At 61.5% G+C, this 17103-nt stretch carries 16 protein-coding genes; 9 read left to right on the top strand and 7 right to left on the bottom strand.

Annotated features, from left to right (window positions below; genetic code table 11):
- Nucleotides 1-161: 161 nt before the first annotated feature.
- Complete coding sequence (locus SR908_RS04110; RefSeq protein WP_040242652.1) at nucleotides 162-1856, bottom strand: L-lactate permease; 1695 nt, start codon at nucleotides 1854-1856, stop codon at nucleotides 162-164.
- A gap of 388 nt (nucleotides 1857-2244) precedes the next feature.
- On the opposite strand from SR908_RS04110, the gene SR908_RS04105 reads away from it, so the two are divergent.
- Complete coding sequence (locus SR908_RS04105; RefSeq protein WP_040242651.1) at nucleotides 2245-2955, top strand: glutathione S-transferase N-terminal domain-containing protein; 711 nt, start codon at nucleotides 2245-2247, stop codon at nucleotides 2953-2955.
- 54 nt (nucleotides 2956-3009) lie between these two features.
- Entirely contained in the window at nucleotides 3010-3768 is a 759-nt protein-coding gene (locus tag SR908_RS04100) for an SDR family NAD(P)-dependent oxidoreductase (RefSeq protein WP_040242648.1), read from the top strand.
- Nucleotide 3769: 1 nt separating this feature from the next.
- On the opposite strand, the gene SR908_RS04095 is transcribed toward SR908_RS04100, so the two are convergent.
- The 5 genes from SR908_RS04095 to SR908_RS04075 all read right to left on the bottom strand — a co-directional run bounded on the left by SR908_RS04095 (nucleotide 3770) and on the right by SR908_RS04075 (nucleotide 8468).
- A complete protein-coding gene (locus tag SR908_RS04095; protein ID WP_040242646.1) occupies nucleotides 3770-4189 on the bottom strand; it encodes a GNAT family acetyltransferase in 420 nt (139 codons plus the stop codon).
- A 29-nt stretch (nucleotides 4190-4218) separates the two neighbouring features.
- On the bottom strand, nucleotides 4219-6258 hold the full coding sequence (locus SR908_RS04090) for an FUSC family protein (RefSeq protein ID WP_246920119.1): 2040 nt from the start codon (nucleotides 6256-6258) through the stop codon (nucleotides 4219-4221).
- A gap of 7 nt (nucleotides 6259-6265) precedes the next feature.
- Complete coding sequence (locus SR908_RS04085; RefSeq protein WP_246920120.1) at nucleotides 6266-7135, bottom strand: efflux RND transporter periplasmic adaptor subunit; 870 nt, start codon at nucleotides 7133-7135, stop codon at nucleotides 6266-6268.
- Nucleotides 7136-7354: a DUF1656 domain-containing protein gene (locus SR908_RS04080; RefSeq protein WP_246920122.1), complete on the bottom strand. Its 219-nt coding sequence runs from the start codon at nucleotides 7352-7354 to the stop codon at nucleotides 7136-7138.
- A gap of 175 nt (nucleotides 7355-7529) precedes the next feature.
- Nucleotides 7530-8468, bottom strand: coding sequence for a LysR family transcriptional regulator (locus tag SR908_RS04075; protein WP_246920126.1), 939 nt, complete (start codon nucleotides 8466-8468; stop codon nucleotides 7530-7532).
- Between the two features lie 251 nt (nucleotides 8469-8719).
- Here SR908_RS04075 and SR908_RS04070 point away from each other — a divergent pair, with 251 nt between their 5' ends.
- From SR908_RS04070 to modC, 4 genes are all read left to right on the top strand, one after another.
- The gene (locus SR908_RS04070) at nucleotides 8720-10699 is read left to right on the top strand and encodes a ligand-gated channel protein (RefSeq protein WP_246920130.1); all 1980 of its coding nucleotides are present in this window, start codon (nucleotides 8720-8722) and stop codon (nucleotides 10697-10699) included.
- Nucleotides 10700-10861: 162 nt separating this feature from the next.
- A complete protein-coding gene (gene modA, locus SR908_RS04065) occupies nucleotides 10862-11662 on the top strand; it encodes a molybdate ABC transporter substrate-binding protein (protein ID WP_246920133.1) in 801 nt (266 codons plus the stop codon).
- Complete coding sequence (gene modB / locus SR908_RS04060; protein WP_175575829.1) at nucleotides 11662-12357, top strand: molybdate ABC transporter permease subunit; 696 nt, start codon at nucleotides 11662-11664, stop codon at nucleotides 12355-12357. Before modA ends, modB begins: the two co-directional genes overlap by 1 nt.
- A complete protein-coding gene (gene modC / locus SR908_RS04055; RefSeq protein WP_246920135.1) occupies nucleotides 12350-13444 on the top strand; it encodes a molybdenum ABC transporter ATP-binding protein in 1095 nt (364 codons plus the stop codon). The genes modB and modC overlap by 8 nt, the downstream gene beginning before the upstream one ends.
- A 6-nt stretch (nucleotides 13445-13450) precedes the next feature.
- On the opposite strand, the gene SR908_RS04050 is transcribed toward modC, so the two are convergent.
- Entirely contained in the window at nucleotides 13451-14314 is an 864-nt protein-coding gene (locus tag SR908_RS04050) for a DMT family transporter (RefSeq protein ID WP_075368085.1), read from the bottom strand.
- Nucleotides 14315-14385: 71 nt separating this feature from the next.
- On the opposite strand from SR908_RS04050, the gene SR908_RS04045 reads away from it, so the two are divergent.
- From SR908_RS04045 to SR908_RS04035, 3 genes are all read left to right on the top strand, one after another.
- Complete coding sequence (locus SR908_RS04045; protein WP_246920138.1) at nucleotides 14386-14871, top strand: DUF192 domain-containing protein; 486 nt, start codon at nucleotides 14386-14388, stop codon at nucleotides 14869-14871.
- A 62-nt stretch (nucleotides 14872-14933) separates the two neighbouring features.
- Nucleotides 14934-15740, top strand: coding sequence for a sulfite exporter TauE/SafE family protein (locus SR908_RS04040; RefSeq protein WP_246920140.1), 807 nt, complete (start codon nucleotides 14934-14936; stop codon nucleotides 15738-15740).
- 232 nt (nucleotides 15741-15972) lie between these two features.
- Nucleotides 15973-16950 (top strand): TAXI family TRAP transporter solute-binding subunit, encoded by a 978-nt coding sequence (locus SR908_RS04035; protein ID WP_075368082.1) that lies wholly within the window; start codon nucleotides 15973-15975, stop codon nucleotides 16948-16950.
- Nucleotides 16951-17103 lie beyond the last annotated feature (153 nt).

Here is a 17103-nt window from a genome sequence, read left to right as displayed (position 1 = left end):
TTTCCATATTCTCTTATGGCATGCGGCCGTGCCTATTAGCCGAAAGCCTAAGGATTGGAGAATTGGTCTTACCAATAAAGGCCCGAAGAAAAGCCCCGCCCGGCATGGCCGGGGCGGGGCGATAGTGTGGCGATGGTGTAAAAGCGCGTAGTGGTCGTGCGCTAACCCATGAGCGGGTCGCTCACGCCGATCACGCAGAAGGCGATCAGACCGATGATGCCGGCGAATAGCACATAGTAGATGGTCGGCAGAATGGTCTTGCGCAGGGTCGTGCCCTCGCGTCCCAGCAGGCCCACCGTCGCCGAGGCGGCCACCACGTTGTGAATGGCGATCATGTTGCCGGCGGCAGCGCCGACCGCCTGTAGCGCAACCATCATCGCCGTGGAGAGCCCCAGCTGTTCGGCGACGTTGAACTGGAAGTCCGACAGCATCAGATTGGAAATCGTGTTGGAGCCGGCGATGAAAGCACCCAACGCCCCGACGGCGGGGGCAAAGAGTGGGTAGACATGTCCCACGCCATCGGCCACGAGCTGTGCCATGGCCACCGGCATTGATACCAGGTCGGCGCCATTGACGCCGGAGTTGATCAGGATGCGCACCATGGGAATGGTGAACAACAGCACGAAACCGGCGCCCAGAAGCGTGCGAGTCGATTCGGAGAAAGCCTCTTTGACTTGCTGGCCGCGCATGCGGTGCAGCAGTACCGTGATCAATACGACGATGACGAGAATCCCGCCGGGCAGATAGAGCGGTTCTAGGCTGCCGGCGATATCACTCTCGCCGAGTATGTTGCGCCAACCGATGCTCAGCGACACGAGTGCTTCTTTGACCGGTTCTACAGTGCGCGAGATGACCAGCAGGACGGCCAGCAGCACGTAGGGCACCCAGCCCATGAAGACCGACATCGGTGCCTTGCCGGCGACCTGATCCATCTTGATCTCCAGGTTCCCCAGCCATTCGTCCGGCCAGGTCGTGCTGTCGGGGAAATCCCATGTCGTCTTGGGCAGCAAGAAGCCTTTCTTGGCGGCGGGTACGACAATGGCCAGCCCGACCATGGCGCCGATCATGGATGGAAATTCTGGTCCCAGCAGAACGCCGGCCAGTGCATAGGGCACGACGAAGCTGATGCCCGCGAAGAGTGCGAAAGGCGCGACTTCCAGGCCGTCTCGCCAGGAGCGTCGCTCACCGAAGAAGCGTGCCATTACGGTCACCATGATCAGTGGCATTAGCAGGCCCACGATGGCATGGGTAATGGCGACCTCCGAGGTAATCAGCTGGAAGTAGGTTTCCCAACTGGCGCCACCCGCTGAAAGCGTCTCGCTAATGCCGGCTTTATCGAGCCCACCGCTAACACCGACCACGATGGGGGTGCCCACGGCGCCGAAGGAGACCGGGGTGGATTGGATCATCATGCCCACCACCACGGCGGCCAGGGCGGGGAAGCCGAGAGCCACCATTAGTGGCGCGGCGACGGCAGCGGGAGTGCCGAACCCAGAGGCGCCCTCGATGAAGCAACCGAAGAGCCAGGCGACGATAATCGCTTGGACGCGTCGGTCGGGGCTGATATCCGAGAAGCCATTACGAATAGCCGCGATGCCACCCGAGCGTTTCAAGGTGTTGAGCAGCAGGATGGCGCCGAAGATGATCCACAGGATTGCCACGGTCAGTATCAGACCTTGAAAGGTCGAGGCCAGCACCCGGGTGAAGGTCATGTCCCAGGCCAGCAGGGCGATCAGCGCGGTGACCACGAAAACCGCAGGCATGGCGGTCTTGGCCTGAACGCGGAAGCCAATCAGCAGGACGCCGGCCAGCACCAATGGCAGGAAGGCGAGTAGCGAGAGCAGCGTTTGATTCATGGGAATGCTCCTGATTGTGTTGTCGTGCAGCGCGCAACGAATGTCTGACGTATGGCGTTCGTCATCGAGCGAAAGATAAACGCGAAATGGCCTGAGGCCAATTGTTGGATAATTGGTAATACCAATAATGCAGATGATCTGACGAGCTTTAAACATCCCTTTAAATCAGGTTCTTATACGCTTTCGTATGACCTTTGTCGGAGGCTCGGGACGTGTTTAAGAGGCGTTTCGTACACCTTGAATTCGACTAATAGACGAGTCTTTTCAAGCACCTCGCTGCCTGCATGTGTGCGTCGATAGGCGCGATTGCGTGGCATGTGGTAGCGTCGGAGGACCTGTATGTGGGGCGCTCCCACGGGAAGTCTATGGTTAAAAAAGGAGCAATGGCATGGCGTTGCAGATGTACGATTTGAGCGGGCGTGACGAGCGGCTGCGGTTTTCGCCTTACTGCTGGCGTGTGCGCTATGCACTGGCACACAAGGGGTTGGAATGCGATTTCATTCCATGGCGCTTCACGCAGAAGGAAGCGATCGAGTTCTCGGGACAAGGCAAGGTGCCGGTGCTCGTCGACGGCGAGGCCACGGTCACCGATAGCTATGAAATCTTCCGCTATCTGGATCGTGTGTATCCTGAAAAACCGTTGCTGGGCGACGATGCGTCGGAGTCACGGGCGCGTTTTTTCAAGTTCTACAGCGAGCGGGCGCTGGCGCCGGGAATTCTGCGCACCGTCATCATGGACTTGTTCAATGCCGTGCATCCCGACGATCAAGCATATTTTCGTGAAACGCGTGAAAAGGCGCTGGGCCGTAGCCTCGAAGAAATGCATGCGCCCAGCAAAGGGCTCTCGGCACTCGATGCGGCCCTCGAGCCGTTGCGTGGGCGTCTGGAAGAGGCTGATTTTCTCGATGGCGACGCGCCCGGCGGTGCCGATTACCTGATCTTCGGCCATTTCATGTGGGCACGGTGTGTCTCGACGGCGGACCTCGTCTCCAATGCCGACCCGGTCTACGCCTGGATCGAGCGCATGCTGGACCTGCATGGTGGCGTAGGGCGCAACGCCACGCGCATCGTCGACATCGAAGGCGGCTATCCCGGCTGATGGCGCCGTGAACACGCTATTAGCGGCAAGGCGTATGTGGATAAGGAGCAAAGCATGAGCGATATCGTATTGATTACCGGGGCGACATCAGGGTTCGGGCGCGCTGCAGCACGGCGTTTCGCCGAGGCCGGCTGGTCGTTGATCCTCACCGGTCGGCGCGCGGAACGTCTCGCGGATCTCGAGAAGGAGCTCGGTGGCAAGGTGCCCGTGCATACGGCGGTGCTCGACGTGCGGGATGCCGACGCGGTCAAGGACGTCATCACGGCGTTGCCGGAAGGATTTCGTGCGGTCAAGGCGTTGATCAACAACGCGGGCCTGGCCTTGGCACCGCAGCCGGCGCAGAAGGCGGACCTGGACGATTGGCATACCATGATCGATACCAACATCAAGGGGCTGGTCAACGTCACCCACGCGGTTCTGCCCACTTTGATCGAGACCGGCGCCGGGGCGAGCATCGTCAACCTGGGGTCGGTCGCCGGCCAATGGCCGTATCCGGGCAGTCATGTCTATGGGGCGAGCAAGGCTTTCGTGCAGCAGTTCACTTACAACCTACGTTGTGATCTGCAAGGTACCGGCGTGCGGGTGACCGACATTGCCCCGGGCATGGCCGAAACCGAGTTCACGCTGGTGCGCACCGGCGGCGATCAGGCGGCCTCCGACAAGCTTTACGGCGACACCACGCCGCTCGAGGCCGAGGATATCGCTGAATTGATCTTCTACACGGCCTCGCTGCCGGCGCACGTCAATGTCAATCGCCTCGAAGTCATGCCGACACGCCAGGCGTGGTCGGCCTTCGCCGTCGACCGCGATTGAGTCAGTCGTCGGCGATCAAACGCTTGCCAAGGGTCACGAAGTCGCCATCGTCGTACCCTTGGCGGCGATAGTAGTCGATCAGCGTTGGGTGCTCGTTGCGGACCATCAGCATTAGCTTCGGGCAGCCCCGGGCTTGTAAGGCGCGCTCCACGGCCGCGAGCAGAGACATGCCGTGCCCTTGCCCCTGATGATCGGGGTGGATCGCGAGGTAGTGTACCCAGCCGCGGTGCCCGTCGTATCCCGCCATGGCGCTCGCCATCACGTCACCGTCCCGTTCGCCGACCAGAAACAGGCGCGGGTCTTCCGCAAGCTTGCGTGCGATGTCGCGGCGTGGATCGTTCCACGGACGCGTCAGGCCGCAGCGTTCCCAGAGCGCAATGATGGCCGCTTCGTCGGTGTCGCGGAAAGCTCGAATCTGCATGGTGCTCCTCGGGTCTCTCATCGTCGTCATCAGGCGGCGGGTACCGGTGTCAGTCGCTCGGCCATGACATTGGCCTGACGCGCCAGGGTGAGCTCGAGCCGCTCGACCAGCCCTGCCAGTAGCCACCGCCAATCCTCCTCGATATCGCCATGGCGGACGAGCGCGTCATCCAGCGCTCGTCCGGCCGCCTGGATGCCCTGTGGCGCGCGGCCGTGGGCGCTGTCCTCGAACGCGGCGGCGAGGGTGGTCAGCAAGTGCCGCATGGCGTCACGCACGGGCGGCGCGGCATCGTCCAGGCGATGGCGCAGGCGCAGGCAGGAACGTCCCAGATCGAGCCCGTTGAGGCCGATCATGAACAAATGGCGGTGATCCTCGGGCAGCATGTCGTCATGGCGCGCCAATTGCAGCAGGCGATCGGCCATGCGCCCGCTGAAACGGCTTTCTTCCTCGTGCAGGGGCAAGTCGCCGATGTGGCGCAGGTCATGGCTGATGGCGCCGATCAGGCGGCGGCGCCGGATCGGTGCCCCGAGACCCGGAATCAGGCGGAAGCCCATCACCACGGCGCTCAACCCGACGATCACGGCGATGGCGCGGTTGGCGAAGCTGTCGAAGGAAAAGTCCATGCCGTTGCCCGGCATGGTCAGCAGGATATTGAAGATGGTGAAGGCCAGGCAGTAACCCATCAACCGAGGGTTGGAGGCGCCGAGCAGCCCCAGGAACAGGGGCGTGACGAACAGCATGGCGAGCATGGGAAAGCCGTTGGCCTGCGACAGCAGGACATGCCCGAACAGGAAGGCACTGGGCAACGCTGCCAGCATGCCCTTGAAGAACATCATGCAGATCGTCACGGGGTTGTCGCGCGTGGCGAAGAAGGCCGAGAACAGGGTGCCGAGCAGCATGGCCACCTGGCCGTTGTTCCAGTGGGTCTGCAGCCAGAACACCGCCAGGCATGAGAAGACCAGCCCTGCGCGGCCGGCGTTGAGCAGCGCCACCAGATGATCACGGTGCCAGGAAAGCGAGCCGCCGCGTAGTTGTTTACGCCCCGGGTGGGCGATGGCCTCGCGCGCGTCGAGCATGATCATGGCATGACCGAGTACCTCGCGCAGCGCCAGAAGCACACGGCGCTGCAAGGGGTCGAGTTGCGTGTCGGCATAGCCGTGAGCGCGCTTGCGCAGGTCCTGTAGTTGGCGGCGTGCGGCGGGCACGCCTTTCACGTGCTCGGCGTTGCGAAAGCCGTCGGCGATTTCGTTGGCCAACTGGTGCAGGGGCGCGCTGATGCGCTCGCGATGATCGTGCAGCAACTGATAAAGCGCGCCCAGCGTGGCGAAGAAACGCAACGTACGCCGCGTCAGCACGTGGGTGGCGCGCATGCGCCCGTTGCCGTCGGGTCCTTCGTAGCGGGCCGCCTGGCTGTCGGTTTCGAGCATCGTCAGCGGCTCGAGACTGGCGGTCAGCGACTGCTGCATGGCGGCAGCGTCATCGCTGGCGTCCAGCCGCTGTCCGGCATGCGTGAAGGCCTGGTTGATGACCTCGTCGGCCTGCCCGGCGAGATGCTCCTTGACGCGCGTGGGCCACAGCAGGGCGCTGACCAGGGTGGCGCAGAGCGCCCCGAGACCGAGTTCGGAGAGTCGCGCCACGGCGATGTCGAAGATGCCGCTGGGGGGCTGGTTGGCGGAAATCACCACGATCAGCATCGCCGTGACGGCACCCATGATGCAGCCGAAAGCGAAGTTATTGCGCAACAGCGAGCTGCCGTAGGCGCAGAACATGATCCATAGCGTCAGCGCAATCAGAGCGGGCACGCGCGCCTGGGCAAATAAGGCCATGATGACGATGCCGACCAGCGCACCGATGAGCGTGCCACCGATCTGGCAAATGCCTTTCTCGACGACCATGCCGCTCATCGGCCGGATCTGCAGGAACGCCGCCGAGATCAGCGCCCAGTAGGGGCGGTCGAGATCGCACCACAAGGCGATGTACAGCGCCAGCAGCATCGCCAGGGTGGTCTTGGCGGCGAACTGCAGCGATGTCTTCGAGGGCGTCAGGTAGGTCTCGATCCAGGGCGACATGGGCGGCTCAGTCTGCGTCCGTGTCGTCGACGACATGGATCGTGGCCGTCATTCCGGCACTCAGCAGCGTCCCCTCGGGAACGTCGTCGAGTTCGATGCGCACCGGGATGCGTTGTGCCAGCCGTACCCAGTTGAAGGTCGGCTCGACCTGGGGCAACAGCTGGTCGTTGGGTGAGGTGTTGCTGTCGGCGATGCCTCGGCCGATGCCGGCGACATGGCCGCGTAGCTCGGTGTCGTCGTTCATCAGCGTGATCCTGGCGACGTCGCCTTCCTCGATCCGCGACATCTTGGTCTCTTCGAAATACCCGGTCACATAGTAGGAATCCGATTTGACCAGCGCCATCACCGCATTGCCGGCCGAGACGTAGTTGCCCTCGGTAAGACGCAGATTGAGGATATGCCCGTCGGCGGGCGCCTCGACCACGGTGCGCTTCAGGTCGAGCTGGGCGCTTTCCAGGTTGGCCTGGGCCTCGTCGAGATTGGCTTTTGCCACGCGGGTATCGATGCGCGCGACTTCACGATTCTCGCTGCTGATGGCCTGATTGCTCAAGTTGTTGCGCCGGTTCTCCTCGTGTCGTTTGAGCTCCAACTGCGCCTGGTTCAACGCGACCACGGCCTGGGCCTTGTTGACGGCAGTTTGGTAACGCGCCTGATCGATCTGGAACAGGGTGTCGCCTTGCTCGACTTGTTGTGTATCACTTACTGGCAATTGGCGCACCCAGCCGGAAACATCCGGGGCGATCGTGACGACGTCGGCGCGAACGCGACCATCGCGGGTCCACGGCGTATAAAGGTAATAATGCCAAAGCCAGACGCCGGCAGCGACGGCCAGTGCCACGACAACGAGAGTGATCAGCATGCGTAGCGGTGTGCGCATTTAAACGATTCCAGCTGTGGACGAGAAGGCAAAGGCGACGGCGGCGGTAATGATGACGAACAAGGCGGCATCGAACCACGCTTCGAACCACGGGATATGTTGCCCGACGAGTCGGTGCAACACGGTACGCACGATGAGTGCGCCGATGAAGCCTAACAAGGCATAGATGAGCAGCGGACTGAGATAAATACCCCCGGCAGCGATTTCCTTGAGACCCATTCCCTCTCCCGTTCGCCAAGGCAAGCGAATATATTAGCACGCTATCGAAATGCGCGACACCTGCACATCAGCATTTCGCATGGACCAACTTCTACATGGACCAGTCTTTTAGATGCACGCGTCTTTTATATGAACGTGCATTTTTAAAAGAGTACAGCATGCCATTTTGAGGTTGTCAGTCTAGCGTGAAAACGCGCTCGGGCGGGATAGGCGAATGCAGGCGCCAGCTCTCTGGAACGGTCTGGCGGATCTGCTCGAGAAGCGTAACGCTCTTGCGGGGCAAACGTCCGAATGGATAGAGCAGGGTGATGGGAAGCGATGAGGGCGCCCATTCTGCGAGGCAAGGCGCCAGGCTGCCGGGATGATGCTGCAGGCGTTTCTCGGCCATCCAGTGGGGAAGAAGGCCTAGGCCGCGCCCCCGCGCGATGGCATCGATATGCAGCACGTATTGATCCACGTGCAGGCGTGACGGTGGCAGTGTGATCCGGGTCTCTCCTTCACGGGCGTGATGCAACGTTACGCCTTGTTCGCTGGTGCCAAGCAGGTCGACCCAGGCGTGTTCGGTCAGTTCGCGGGGGTGGTGAGGCATGCCATGGCGCCGGAAGTAGTCGGGATGCGCGTAGACCCCGCGACGCATGTAGCCGAGCGTCTCCTGACGCAGGCCGCAGTCGGCGACGTCGCCTAGCCACAGGCACAGGGTTTCGTCTTCGGGGCCCGTAGGCGGGGTCAAACGGGTATGCAGGTTCAGGCGCACGCCTGGGTGACGTGCCACGAAATCCTCCATTTGCTGGCTGAACCAGCCACGCGCGAAGGCATTATGCACCTCGACCGTCAATTCTCCGCTGACATCCGCGCGCAAGTCGTCGAGTGCCTGCTGGCCTTGCTCAGCGAGATGCAGGATCTGCTGGCTGTAGGCGAGAAACAGCGTACCGGCTTCGGTGGGAAGCAGTCGGTTGGCTTGTCGCCGAAGTAGCGGCTGGCCCAGCCGTTCCTCCAACTGACTTATACGTCGACTGAGGGTCGACTTCGCTAGCCCCAGTTCGCGGGCACTAGAAGTCAGACTGCCGGACGCCATGACCGAGGCGAACGCGGTCAGTTCATCGAGATCGTGCATGCCATAGGCCATCGTCAGTGTGATGCGTGGAGTAGGTCACTATTCTGGCATATTGCATGACGTTTTTGAAAATCATTAACGCCTGTAATGGTATCTCGTTGCGTTGCGGATTGTGAAACGCCCCGTCCCGTGGCCTGTTGTTGTTCCTTGTGAAAGAATCTAAATGATAAAAATTCGCATTAAATTTTAAAACATCACGCAAGAGTCCCGGAAGCAGCCGGGGCGGGATTCATCAGGGAGAACAACGCACCATGTCCTACCTTCCACGTCTATCGACGTTGGCGCTAGCCGTTGCAGCCTGCAATACACCCATGGCGCATGCTGCCGATGACGACGTCCAACTGGATGATGTCGTTGTCACCGCTGCCGGATATGCGCAGCAAGTCACACAGGCCCCGGCATCGATCAGTGTCATATCGCGTGAGCAACTCGAGAAAAAAGCCTACCGCGATATCACCGATGCCTTGCGGGACGTGCCGGGTGTCACCGTGACCGGTGGGGGAGCCGGCGACAACGGTGCCGATATCAGCATGCGTGGCATGCCGGCTCAGTACACCTTGATGCTCATCGATGGACGCCGCCAGTCCTCGCGCGAGTCACGTCCCAATGGGAGTGCTGGGTTCGAGCAGGACTGGTTGCCGCCACTGCAGGCCATCGAGCGTATCGAGGTGATTCGCGGGCCCATGTCGACGCTTTACGGCTCGGACGCCATCGGCGGAGTCATCAACGTCATCACGCGCAAGGTGGCCGATGATTGGCACGGCAACGTGCGCGCCGAGGCCACGCTGCAGGAAGACAGCGACTCGGGCAATGCCAATCAGGGGCAACTATATGTGTCAGGGCCCGTGGCCGACGATCTGCTGGGTCTGCAGGTTTATGGCCAGTACCAGAAGCGTGAGGAAGATGACATCGAGCAAGGGTACGAGGACAAGGATCTACAAAGCCTGACCGCCAAGTTTTCGTTGACGCCGAGCGAGAATCACGACTTCGGTGTTGAGGTTGGCAAGGAGACGCAGGATCGTGCGTCCCATGTTGGCAAGTCGGCTCCGGCGGAGGGATGTCGAGGCGGTTGCACCGATAGCTATTCGGAGCATGATCGCGAACATTACGCATTGACCCATACCGGGCGCTGGGGATTCGCCACCTCTGACAGTTACGTCCAGCGGGAGTCCACCGATAACAAGTCGCGCGATATCGAGATCACCAACACCGTGGCGAACACTCAATGGGTACTGCCGTTGTCGCGGCATATCGTGACGCTGGGCGCTAACTATGAGAAAGAAGAGCTGGATGATCAGAACACCAATCAGATCTCCGACCGGACCCAGGTCAGTAACGATCAATGGGCGTTGTTCGCCGAGGATGAGTGGCTGTTGACGCAAGATTTCTCGTTGACCGGTGGGGTGCGTCTGGATGACAACGAAAACTACGGTAGCCATGTCAGCCCGCGTCTGTATGGGGTTTGGCAGGCGGCGCCGCGTTGGACGCTCAAGGGCGGTGTTTCAACCGGGTATCGCGCTCCGGGGTTGCGTGAGCTGACAGCTGACTGGGGGGCCATTAGTCGTGGCGGTACTACCTATGGCAACCCGGATCTGGAGCCCGAGACATCGCTCAACAAGGAGCTTGCCTTGCTGTATAGCGCCCCGCGCGGATTGAATGCCAGCGTGACGCTGTTCCACAACGACTTCGAGGACAAGATCACGCGGGTACGTTGTGGCTCGGCCACCGCATGCCCGCCGGTAACGCAGTACGATACCGACGATGACGGCACTCTGCGGACCAATACCCGCATCAATGTCGACGAAGCCGTGACGCAAGGCGTGGAGCTCGCACTCTCGTCGCCGCTGACCGAGACGTTGACCTTGTCGACGAGCTATACCTATACCGACTCCGAGCAAAAAAGCGGCGAATACGAAGGCAATCCGTTGACCCAATTGCCCAAACATCAGTTCAGCGGCACGCTGGACTGGACGCCGACGGCGCGACTCAACGCCTGGACGCGCTTGACCTATCGTGGCAAAGAGAGCCAGCCCGTCGAGGGGCCGTCCTCCAGCAGCATTCGTGCCCCTTCCTACACCTTCGTGGATAGTGGCGGTTCGTGGCAGGTGACCGAACAGGCCAAGCTCATGTTCGGGGTTTATAACATGTTCGACGACGACATCGGCTACGACGAATACGGTTACGTGAACGATGGACGTCGGTATTGGGTAGGGGCAAGCCTCGACTTTTAAGCATCGAGCGAACGCTCATATCGCGCAGGGAGGCCTTTAGGCCTCCCTCTTTCATGCGAAACGGTGTCGGTTGGAGTGTCTGTGTTGTTGCCATCGCGCGTGCTATTTTCAGTAAGCTAATTCATTTGTCATTCTTATCGAGGCCGCTAAGCCCGGAGTTTTATGTCACTTCGTTCGTTGGTTCGTCTTTGTATCGTTCATGCTCTGGCGCTGTCGTTGGGTATGGGAAGTCTTTCGGCATTGGCGGGTGAACGCGTCAAGGTCTTTGCTGCGGCTTCGCTGACCGATGCCGTCGATGCGCTGGCTGAGGCTTACGAGCGCGATCATGATGTCGAGATCGTCCCCGTCTACGCCGCATCGTCGACATTGGCCCGGCAGATCGCCAACGGTGCACCGGCGGCCGTGTATCTCTCGGCCAATGAGCGCTGGATGGACTGGCTCGACGCGCAGGAGGGGATCACGCTTTCGCATCGCCACGATGTGCTGAGCAATCGCCTGGCTTTGATTGCGCCTCGGGACAGCGATCTCGAGGACTTCACACCGGATGAGACCGCCTCGATCGCCGAACGGTTGGAAGAGGGGCGCCTGGCACTCGGCAACCCGGAGCATGTCCCCGCGGGGATCTATGCCAAACAGGCGCTGACATCGCTCGGTCAATGGACGTCGCTCGCGCCACGGCTAGCGCGTGCCGACAACGTGCGTAGTGCCTTGGCACTGGTCGAGCGTGGCGAGGCACCGTTGGGTGTCGTCTATGCCAGCGATGCCCAGGCCAGCGACAAGGTCAAGACGCTAGGCCTGTTCCCGGACGCGTCTCATGAGCCGATTATCTATCCGATGGCATTGATCGGCGACGCACCGAGTGATGCGGCCAAGTCTCTGGCGGATTGGCTCGATGGCCGTCAGGCGGCCGCGATCTTTCAACGCTTTGGCTTTGCGACCGTGGCGGCGGAAGACGCGTCATAATGCTGACACCGCTGGAATGGGAAGCGCTGTCCCTGAGTCTGCGGGTTTCCGGTGTCGCGGTGGCTGCGATCCTGCTGCCGGGGCTGGGCATGGCCTATGTGTTGGCGCGTTTCGACTTTCCGGGCAAGACACTTCTCGATGGCATCGTGCATTTGCCGTTGGTGCTGCCGCCGGTAGTAGTGGGGTATCTACTGCTGGTGTCGCTGGGGCGACAAGGCACGCTGGGCCAATGGCTGCACGAAACGCTGGGCGTGAGTCTTCCCTTTACCTGGCAAGGGGCGGCACTTGCTGGGGCGGTGATGGCGTTTCCATTGCTGGTACGTGCCGTGCGCCTGTCGCTGGAGTCGGTCGATCGCAAGCTGGAGGAAGCGGCGCGCACGCTCGGCGCGAGCCGTTGGAAGACCTTTCTGACGGTGACCCTGCCGCTGATATTGCCGGGCATTCTGACCGGCGGCGTGCTGGCGTTCGCACGCTCGCTATCCGAGTTTGGCGCGACGATTACCTTTGCCTCCAACATCCCCGGTGAGACGCGCACTTTGCCGCTGGCGCTTTACAGCCTGGTGCAAACGCCCGGAAAAGAGGCCGCGGCAGCGCGGCTGTGTGTGATCTCGGTGATCGTGGCGTTGATCGCGTTGGTGGCCTCGGAATGGTTGGCGCGGCGTGCGCGCCGGCGTCTGGAGGGACGCCATGCTTGAGGCGAAGGTCTCGCAACGGCTGGGCGATTTCACGCTCGATACCTCGCTGGCGGTGCCGGCGGAAGGCGTCACGGCCTTGTTCGGACGCTCGGGTAGCGGCAAGAGCAGCCTGATTCGGCTGATCGCCGGATTGGGTGTGCCGGATAGTGGCAGTATTCGGTTGGGCGATACATGGCTGGTGGATACCCAGCGTCGCCGTTGGGTGCCGCCCCATCGACGCCAGTTGGGCGTCGTGTTTCAGGAAGCACGGCTGTTTCCGCATTATTCTGTGCGTGGCAATTTGCGCTACGGCATGCCGCGCGCAGCGCGCGCGGATTTTGATGGCCTCGTCGAGCTTTTGGGTATCGGCCATTTGCTATCGCGTACGCCGGGGCTGCTGTCGGGAGGCGAGGCACGGCGCGTGGCTATCGGTCGGGCGTTGCTGTCGCGTCCGCGCATGCTGCTGATGGACGAGCCGCTTACCGGGTTGGATGGGACGCGCAAGCAGGAGCTCCTGCACTATATCCGGCGCTTGGCGCGCGACACTGGCGTGCCGATTCTCTTCGTTAGTCATGACACGCGTGAAATCGGCGCATTGGCCGATCGCGTGGCATTGATAGAAGAGGGCCGTGTCATGGCCAGCGGGCCGGTGGACGAGATGTTTTCACGCCTCGATCTGGGCCCGCGTACGGGGCGCTTCGAGGCGTCTTCGTTGCTCGAAGCGCGTATCGTCGCGCATGACGAGGCACTTTGCCTGACGCGTCTAGCGCTATCGGGCATGGCCGAGGGCGAGACGTTGAGCGTCGCGCGTCTCGAGGGTGCGGTCGGCGCTGTGGTGCGTTTGCGTCTTCGGGCACGCGATGTGGGCGTTGCCTCCACGCGGACGCCATCTCTGCCGGATGTCGCCTGCCTACCGGCGACGCTGCGGGAGATCGGTGACGAAGCCTACAGTCCTTTCGTCGAGGTGATGCTGGACGTCGGTGGACAGGCGCTGCGGGCGCGTCTCACCCGTGAAGCCATCGCTCAAATGGGGCTGCAGGTAGGACAAGCGCTGCAGGCGCGACTGCGTAGCGTGACGATCTCCCGCCATGATGTGATCGTGATGTGAGCGTACTCAAGGCGCGGTGCGGGCACGCCGTCGTCCCGGAAGGTTGATCACCGCCAGCCCGGCGATGACCAGCGCCCCACCGAGCAACTTGTGACTATCCAGGCCATCGCCGAGCAGCCAGACGCCGAGAAAAACGGCGATGACCGGCATCAGCAATGTCAGCGGCACGACCCGGTTGACTGGGTGGCGGCGCAGCAGCGCATACCACAAGCCGTAGGCGATGATCGACGACATCACCGCCGTGTAGAATACCGCGCCCCAGCCGATCCAGCCGGCACGGCGAAGCGCTTCCAGGTGCTGAGTCTCGAAAAGCCAGCTGCCCAATGCGACTTGGGGAATCGCGAACAGCGCGATCCATCCGGCCAGCGTCAGCGGCGAGATGGCCGGCGCACGCTTTATGATCAACGTCGACACCGCCCAGGCCAGGGCGCTGGTCAAGAGCGTCAATGTGGCCGTTACATTGGGCAGCGCCGGCCCTCCGGCGAGTACCACGGCGCCAGCGAAGGCCAGCAACAACCCAAGCAAGCGCCGAAGGTCGAGGCGTTCCTTGAGAAATACGGCGGCGAGCAAGGTGGCAAAGGGCGTCCCCATCTGCACCAGCAAAGCGCCGGTACCGGCCTCGGCCTGCCCCAGGCCCAGAAACAGCAACGGAAAATGCAGCCCCCCGAAGGTGACCGATAGCACCAGCAGCCACGGCAGTTGCCGTCGTGTCACGCGGGTGAAGGGGACGACCAGAACGGCGACCAGCATGAAACGCAGTGTCATCAGCATCAGTGGCGGCATGTCATCCACGCCGACCTTGATGACGATGATGTTGAAGGCCCAGATGACGATGACCAGAAGGCCAAGCAGGAGGTCGCGAAGCGGCACGGGGGCGTCCTTGTAGGCGAGTGACGTCAGGCATCATTCGCGTTGGGTGGTAGAACGCAAGAGGATAGCGCATGAAACGGACATTGTACGTGTCGGGCTGGATGGTGTTGGGCCTGTTGGCGCTGACATTCGTGCCGGCGTTTGGAGAGGAGCGCTCGACGCTCGAACGCGCCACGTTGGAAGTGGCCGGAGAGACGCTATCGGTGGAGGTAGCCAGGCAGGCCGACGAGCGTTCCCGGGGATTGATGGAGCGCGACGCACTGGCGCCGAATGCCGGTATGTTATTCGTCTACGCCAATTCGCAACCCCCCGAAGCGGCGTTCTGGATGTATCGCACGCGTATCCCGCTGGATATTGCCTTTCTAGGCGCGGACGGTGAGGTACGCGCCATCCGGCGCATGCTGCCGTGCCAGGCCGCTTCCAGCGCCGAGTGCCCCAGTTATGCGGCCAAGGTGCCGTTTCGCGCGGCACTGGAAGTCAATGCCGGATACTTCGACCGGCACGATATCGAAGTGGGGGATTGGCTTCCGATCGCGCCATTGCTATCGCCGCGCTAGGCTAGCGGGCCGACTGTCGACGCTGAAGTGGTACCGAATGTTCGATGACAAGGAGTGAGCACGTGGATCCGATATGGTGGTTGGCTTATCTGGCCTTGGGCGGTGTGGTGGGTATCTTCGCTGGCCTGTTGGGGGTCGGCGGTGGCGGCATCATGGTGCCGATACTGACATCGCTGTTCGCTCTGCAGGGGTTCCCGCATGACACCCTGGTACATGTGGCGCTCGGGACGTCGCTGGCCGCCATCGTGCCCACATCGCTGGCCAGCCTGCGAGCGCATCATCGTCGCGGCGGGGTGGTGTGGCCGGTGGTGCGCTCCATCACGCCGGGTATTCTCGTGGGGACGTTTCTGGGCACATTCCTGGCGTCCCACGTACCCACGTCGGGATTGGCCATCTTCTTTGCCTGTTTCATGGCCTTCGTCTCGTTACAGATGCTGATTAATCTCAAGCCCCAGCCGTCGCGCACCTTGCCGGGCGCCTGGGGCGTATCAGGCGTGGGACTGGGCATCGGCGGTATCTCCGCTTTGGTCGCCATCGGTGGCGGTTCGTTGACGGTGCCGTTTCTCACCTGGTGCAACGTCTCCATGCGGCGTGCGATCGGCACGTCCGCAGCGGTAGGCCTGCCGATCGCGCTGGCAGGGGCGGTCGGTTATCTAATCAACGGCTTGGGAGAACCTGGATTGCCCGTGGGGGCGCTGGGGTTCGTCTACTGGCCGGCGGTGATCCTGATGTCGAGCGTGAGCTTCTTCACCGCACCCCTGGGCGCTCGGCTCGCCCATCGTCTACCCGTGTCTGCGCTCAAGCGCATTTTCGCGTTCGTCTTGATGGCGCTATCGGTAAAGATGTTGTTCACCGTGCTGTCGGGTTAGACGTTAGTCGAATACAGGCTCGATATGGAAAACGTCTGTTCCGGTCGGCGCAACGGGCGGTTATCATGCCCGCCGGCTATCGGCTTTGGCACATATTGCCTAAGCTGGTTGCAAGGGAATTGAATGCGCTGGAGCGTACTGCCTTCGCAGTGCTTTTCGGTCGCTCCCGATTGCCGGTCGTGGCCTCGGCCTTGCGATCGGCTCGTCAAAATAATGTTAAAGAGGTGCATGCATGAAACGTTACGCCTTTACCGCTGCGCTATTCTCCGGGGCCCTGCTGGGTGCCGCCGCGCTTTCGACGCCGGCGATGGCTCAGGATCAGGAGCGCTTCGTCACCATCGGGACAGGTGGGCAGACAGGGGTTTACTACGTGGTGGGTCAGTCGATCTGTCGCCTGGTCAACCGTAACTCGGAAGACACCAACATTCGCTGTAACGCACCGTCTACCGGTGGCAGCGTGGCCAATATCAACGGCATCAAGTCCGATGAGCTGAGCATGGGCGTCGCGCAATCCGACGTGCAATATCGTGCTTACAATGGCGAGGGTGATTTCAAGCAGCCGATGGAAGACCTGCGTGCGGTATTTTCCGTGCACGGCGAGCCGTTGACCGTTCTGGCGCGCAAGGATGCTGATATCCACGGGGTCGAAGATCTCAAGGGTAAGCGCGTCAACATCGGCAACCCGGGGTCCGGCCAGCGCGCCACCATGGAAGTGCTGATGGATGCCGAAGGCTGGGACAAAGATGTGTTCTCGCTGGCCTCCGAGTTGGGCGCTTCCGAAATGGCCTCGGCGCTGGCGGATAACAACATCGATGCCATGGCGTATGTGGTCGGCCATCCCAATGGCGCGATTCAGGAAGCAACCACGACCGTAGATGCCAACCTCGTCCCGCTGAACGATGACGCGGTGGATGGCTTGGTCGAGGAATATCCCTACTACGCCAAATCGGTCATTCCCGGTGGCATGTACAAGGGCAACGATGAAGATGTCGAGACGTTCGGCGTCAAGGCGACTTTCGTGACTTCCTCCAAGGTGGATGACGATGTCGTCTACGAAGTGGTCAAGGCAGTGTTCGACAACTTCGATCGTTTCAAGCGTCTGCACCCGGCCTTCTCTAACCTGGAACCGGAAGAAATGATTTCCGACGGTCTCTCCGCGCCGCTGCACGAGGGCGCCAAACGCTATTATAAAGAGCGTGGTTGGTTGTAAGCGTTAGCTTGATGTCGTGCTAGACGATGCGCGGCCGCTTCGGCGCCGCGCATCTCTGGTTCTGGCCACGCGGTGGCGAACGAAACAAGCGACTGTGATGTGTTTTTTGGTCGGTCAGGGCACGCGAAGCACGCCCTGACCGACACCACCGGG

Origin of the sequence: Chromohalobacter canadensis (genome assembly GCF_034479555.1) — a bacterium.
Lineage (GTDB): Bacteria > Pseudomonadota > Gammaproteobacteria > Pseudomonadales > Halomonadaceae > Chromohalobacter > Chromohalobacter canadensis.
The sequence above is the reverse complement of the archived record's forward strand: the minus strand, read 5'-3'. Positions and strand labels throughout refer to the sequence as shown.

Coding starts and splice junctions, on each gene's coding strand:
- SR908_RS04110 (WP_040242652.1), bottom strand. CDS start 1,856: ATGAATCAAACGCTGCTCTCGCTACTCGCCTTCCTGCCATTGGTGCTG.
- SR908_RS04105 (WP_040242651.1), top strand. CDS start 2,245: ATGGCGTTGCAGATGTACGATTTGAGCGGGCGTGACGAGCGGCTGCGG.
- SR908_RS04100 (WP_040242648.1), top strand. CDS start 3,010: ATGAGCGATATCGTATTGATTACCGGGGCGACATCAGGGTTCGGGCGC.
- SR908_RS04095 (WP_040242646.1), bottom strand. CDS start 4,189: ATGCAGATTCGAGCTTTCCGCGACACCGACGAAGCGGCCATCATTGCG.
- SR908_RS04090 (WP_246920119.1), bottom strand. CDS start 6,258: ATGTCGCCCTGGATCGAGACCTACCTGACGCCCTCGAAGACATCGCTG.
- SR908_RS04085 (WP_246920120.1), bottom strand. CDS start 7,135: ATGCGCACACCGCTACGCATGCTGATCACTCTCGTTGTCGTGGCACTG.
- SR908_RS04080 (WP_246920122.1), bottom strand. CDS start 7,354: ATGGGTCTCAAGGAAATCGCTGCCGGGGGTATTTATCTCAGTCCGCTG.
- SR908_RS04075 (WP_246920126.1), bottom strand. CDS start 8,468: ATGCACGATCTCGATGAACTGACCGCGTTCGCCTCGGTCATGGCGTCC.
- SR908_RS04070 (WP_246920130.1), top strand. CDS start 8,720: ATGTCCTACCTTCCACGTCTATCGACGTTGGCGCTAGCCGTTGCAGCC.
- modA (WP_246920133.1), top strand. CDS start 10,862: ATGTCACTTCGTTCGTTGGTTCGTCTTTGTATCGTTCATGCTCTGGCG.
- modB (WP_175575829.1), top strand. CDS start 11,662: ATGCTGACACCGCTGGAATGGGAAGCGCTGTCCCTGAGTCTGCGGGTT.
- modC (WP_246920135.1), top strand. CDS start 12,350: ATGCTTGAGGCGAAGGTCTCGCAACGGCTGGGCGATTTCACGCTCGAT.
- SR908_RS04045 (WP_246920138.1), top strand. CDS start 14,386: ATGAAACGGACATTGTACGTGTCGGGCTGGATGGTGTTGGGCCTGTTG.
- SR908_RS04035 (WP_075368082.1), top strand. CDS start 15,973: ATGAAACGTTACGCCTTTACCGCTGCGCTATTCTCCGGGGCCCTGCTG.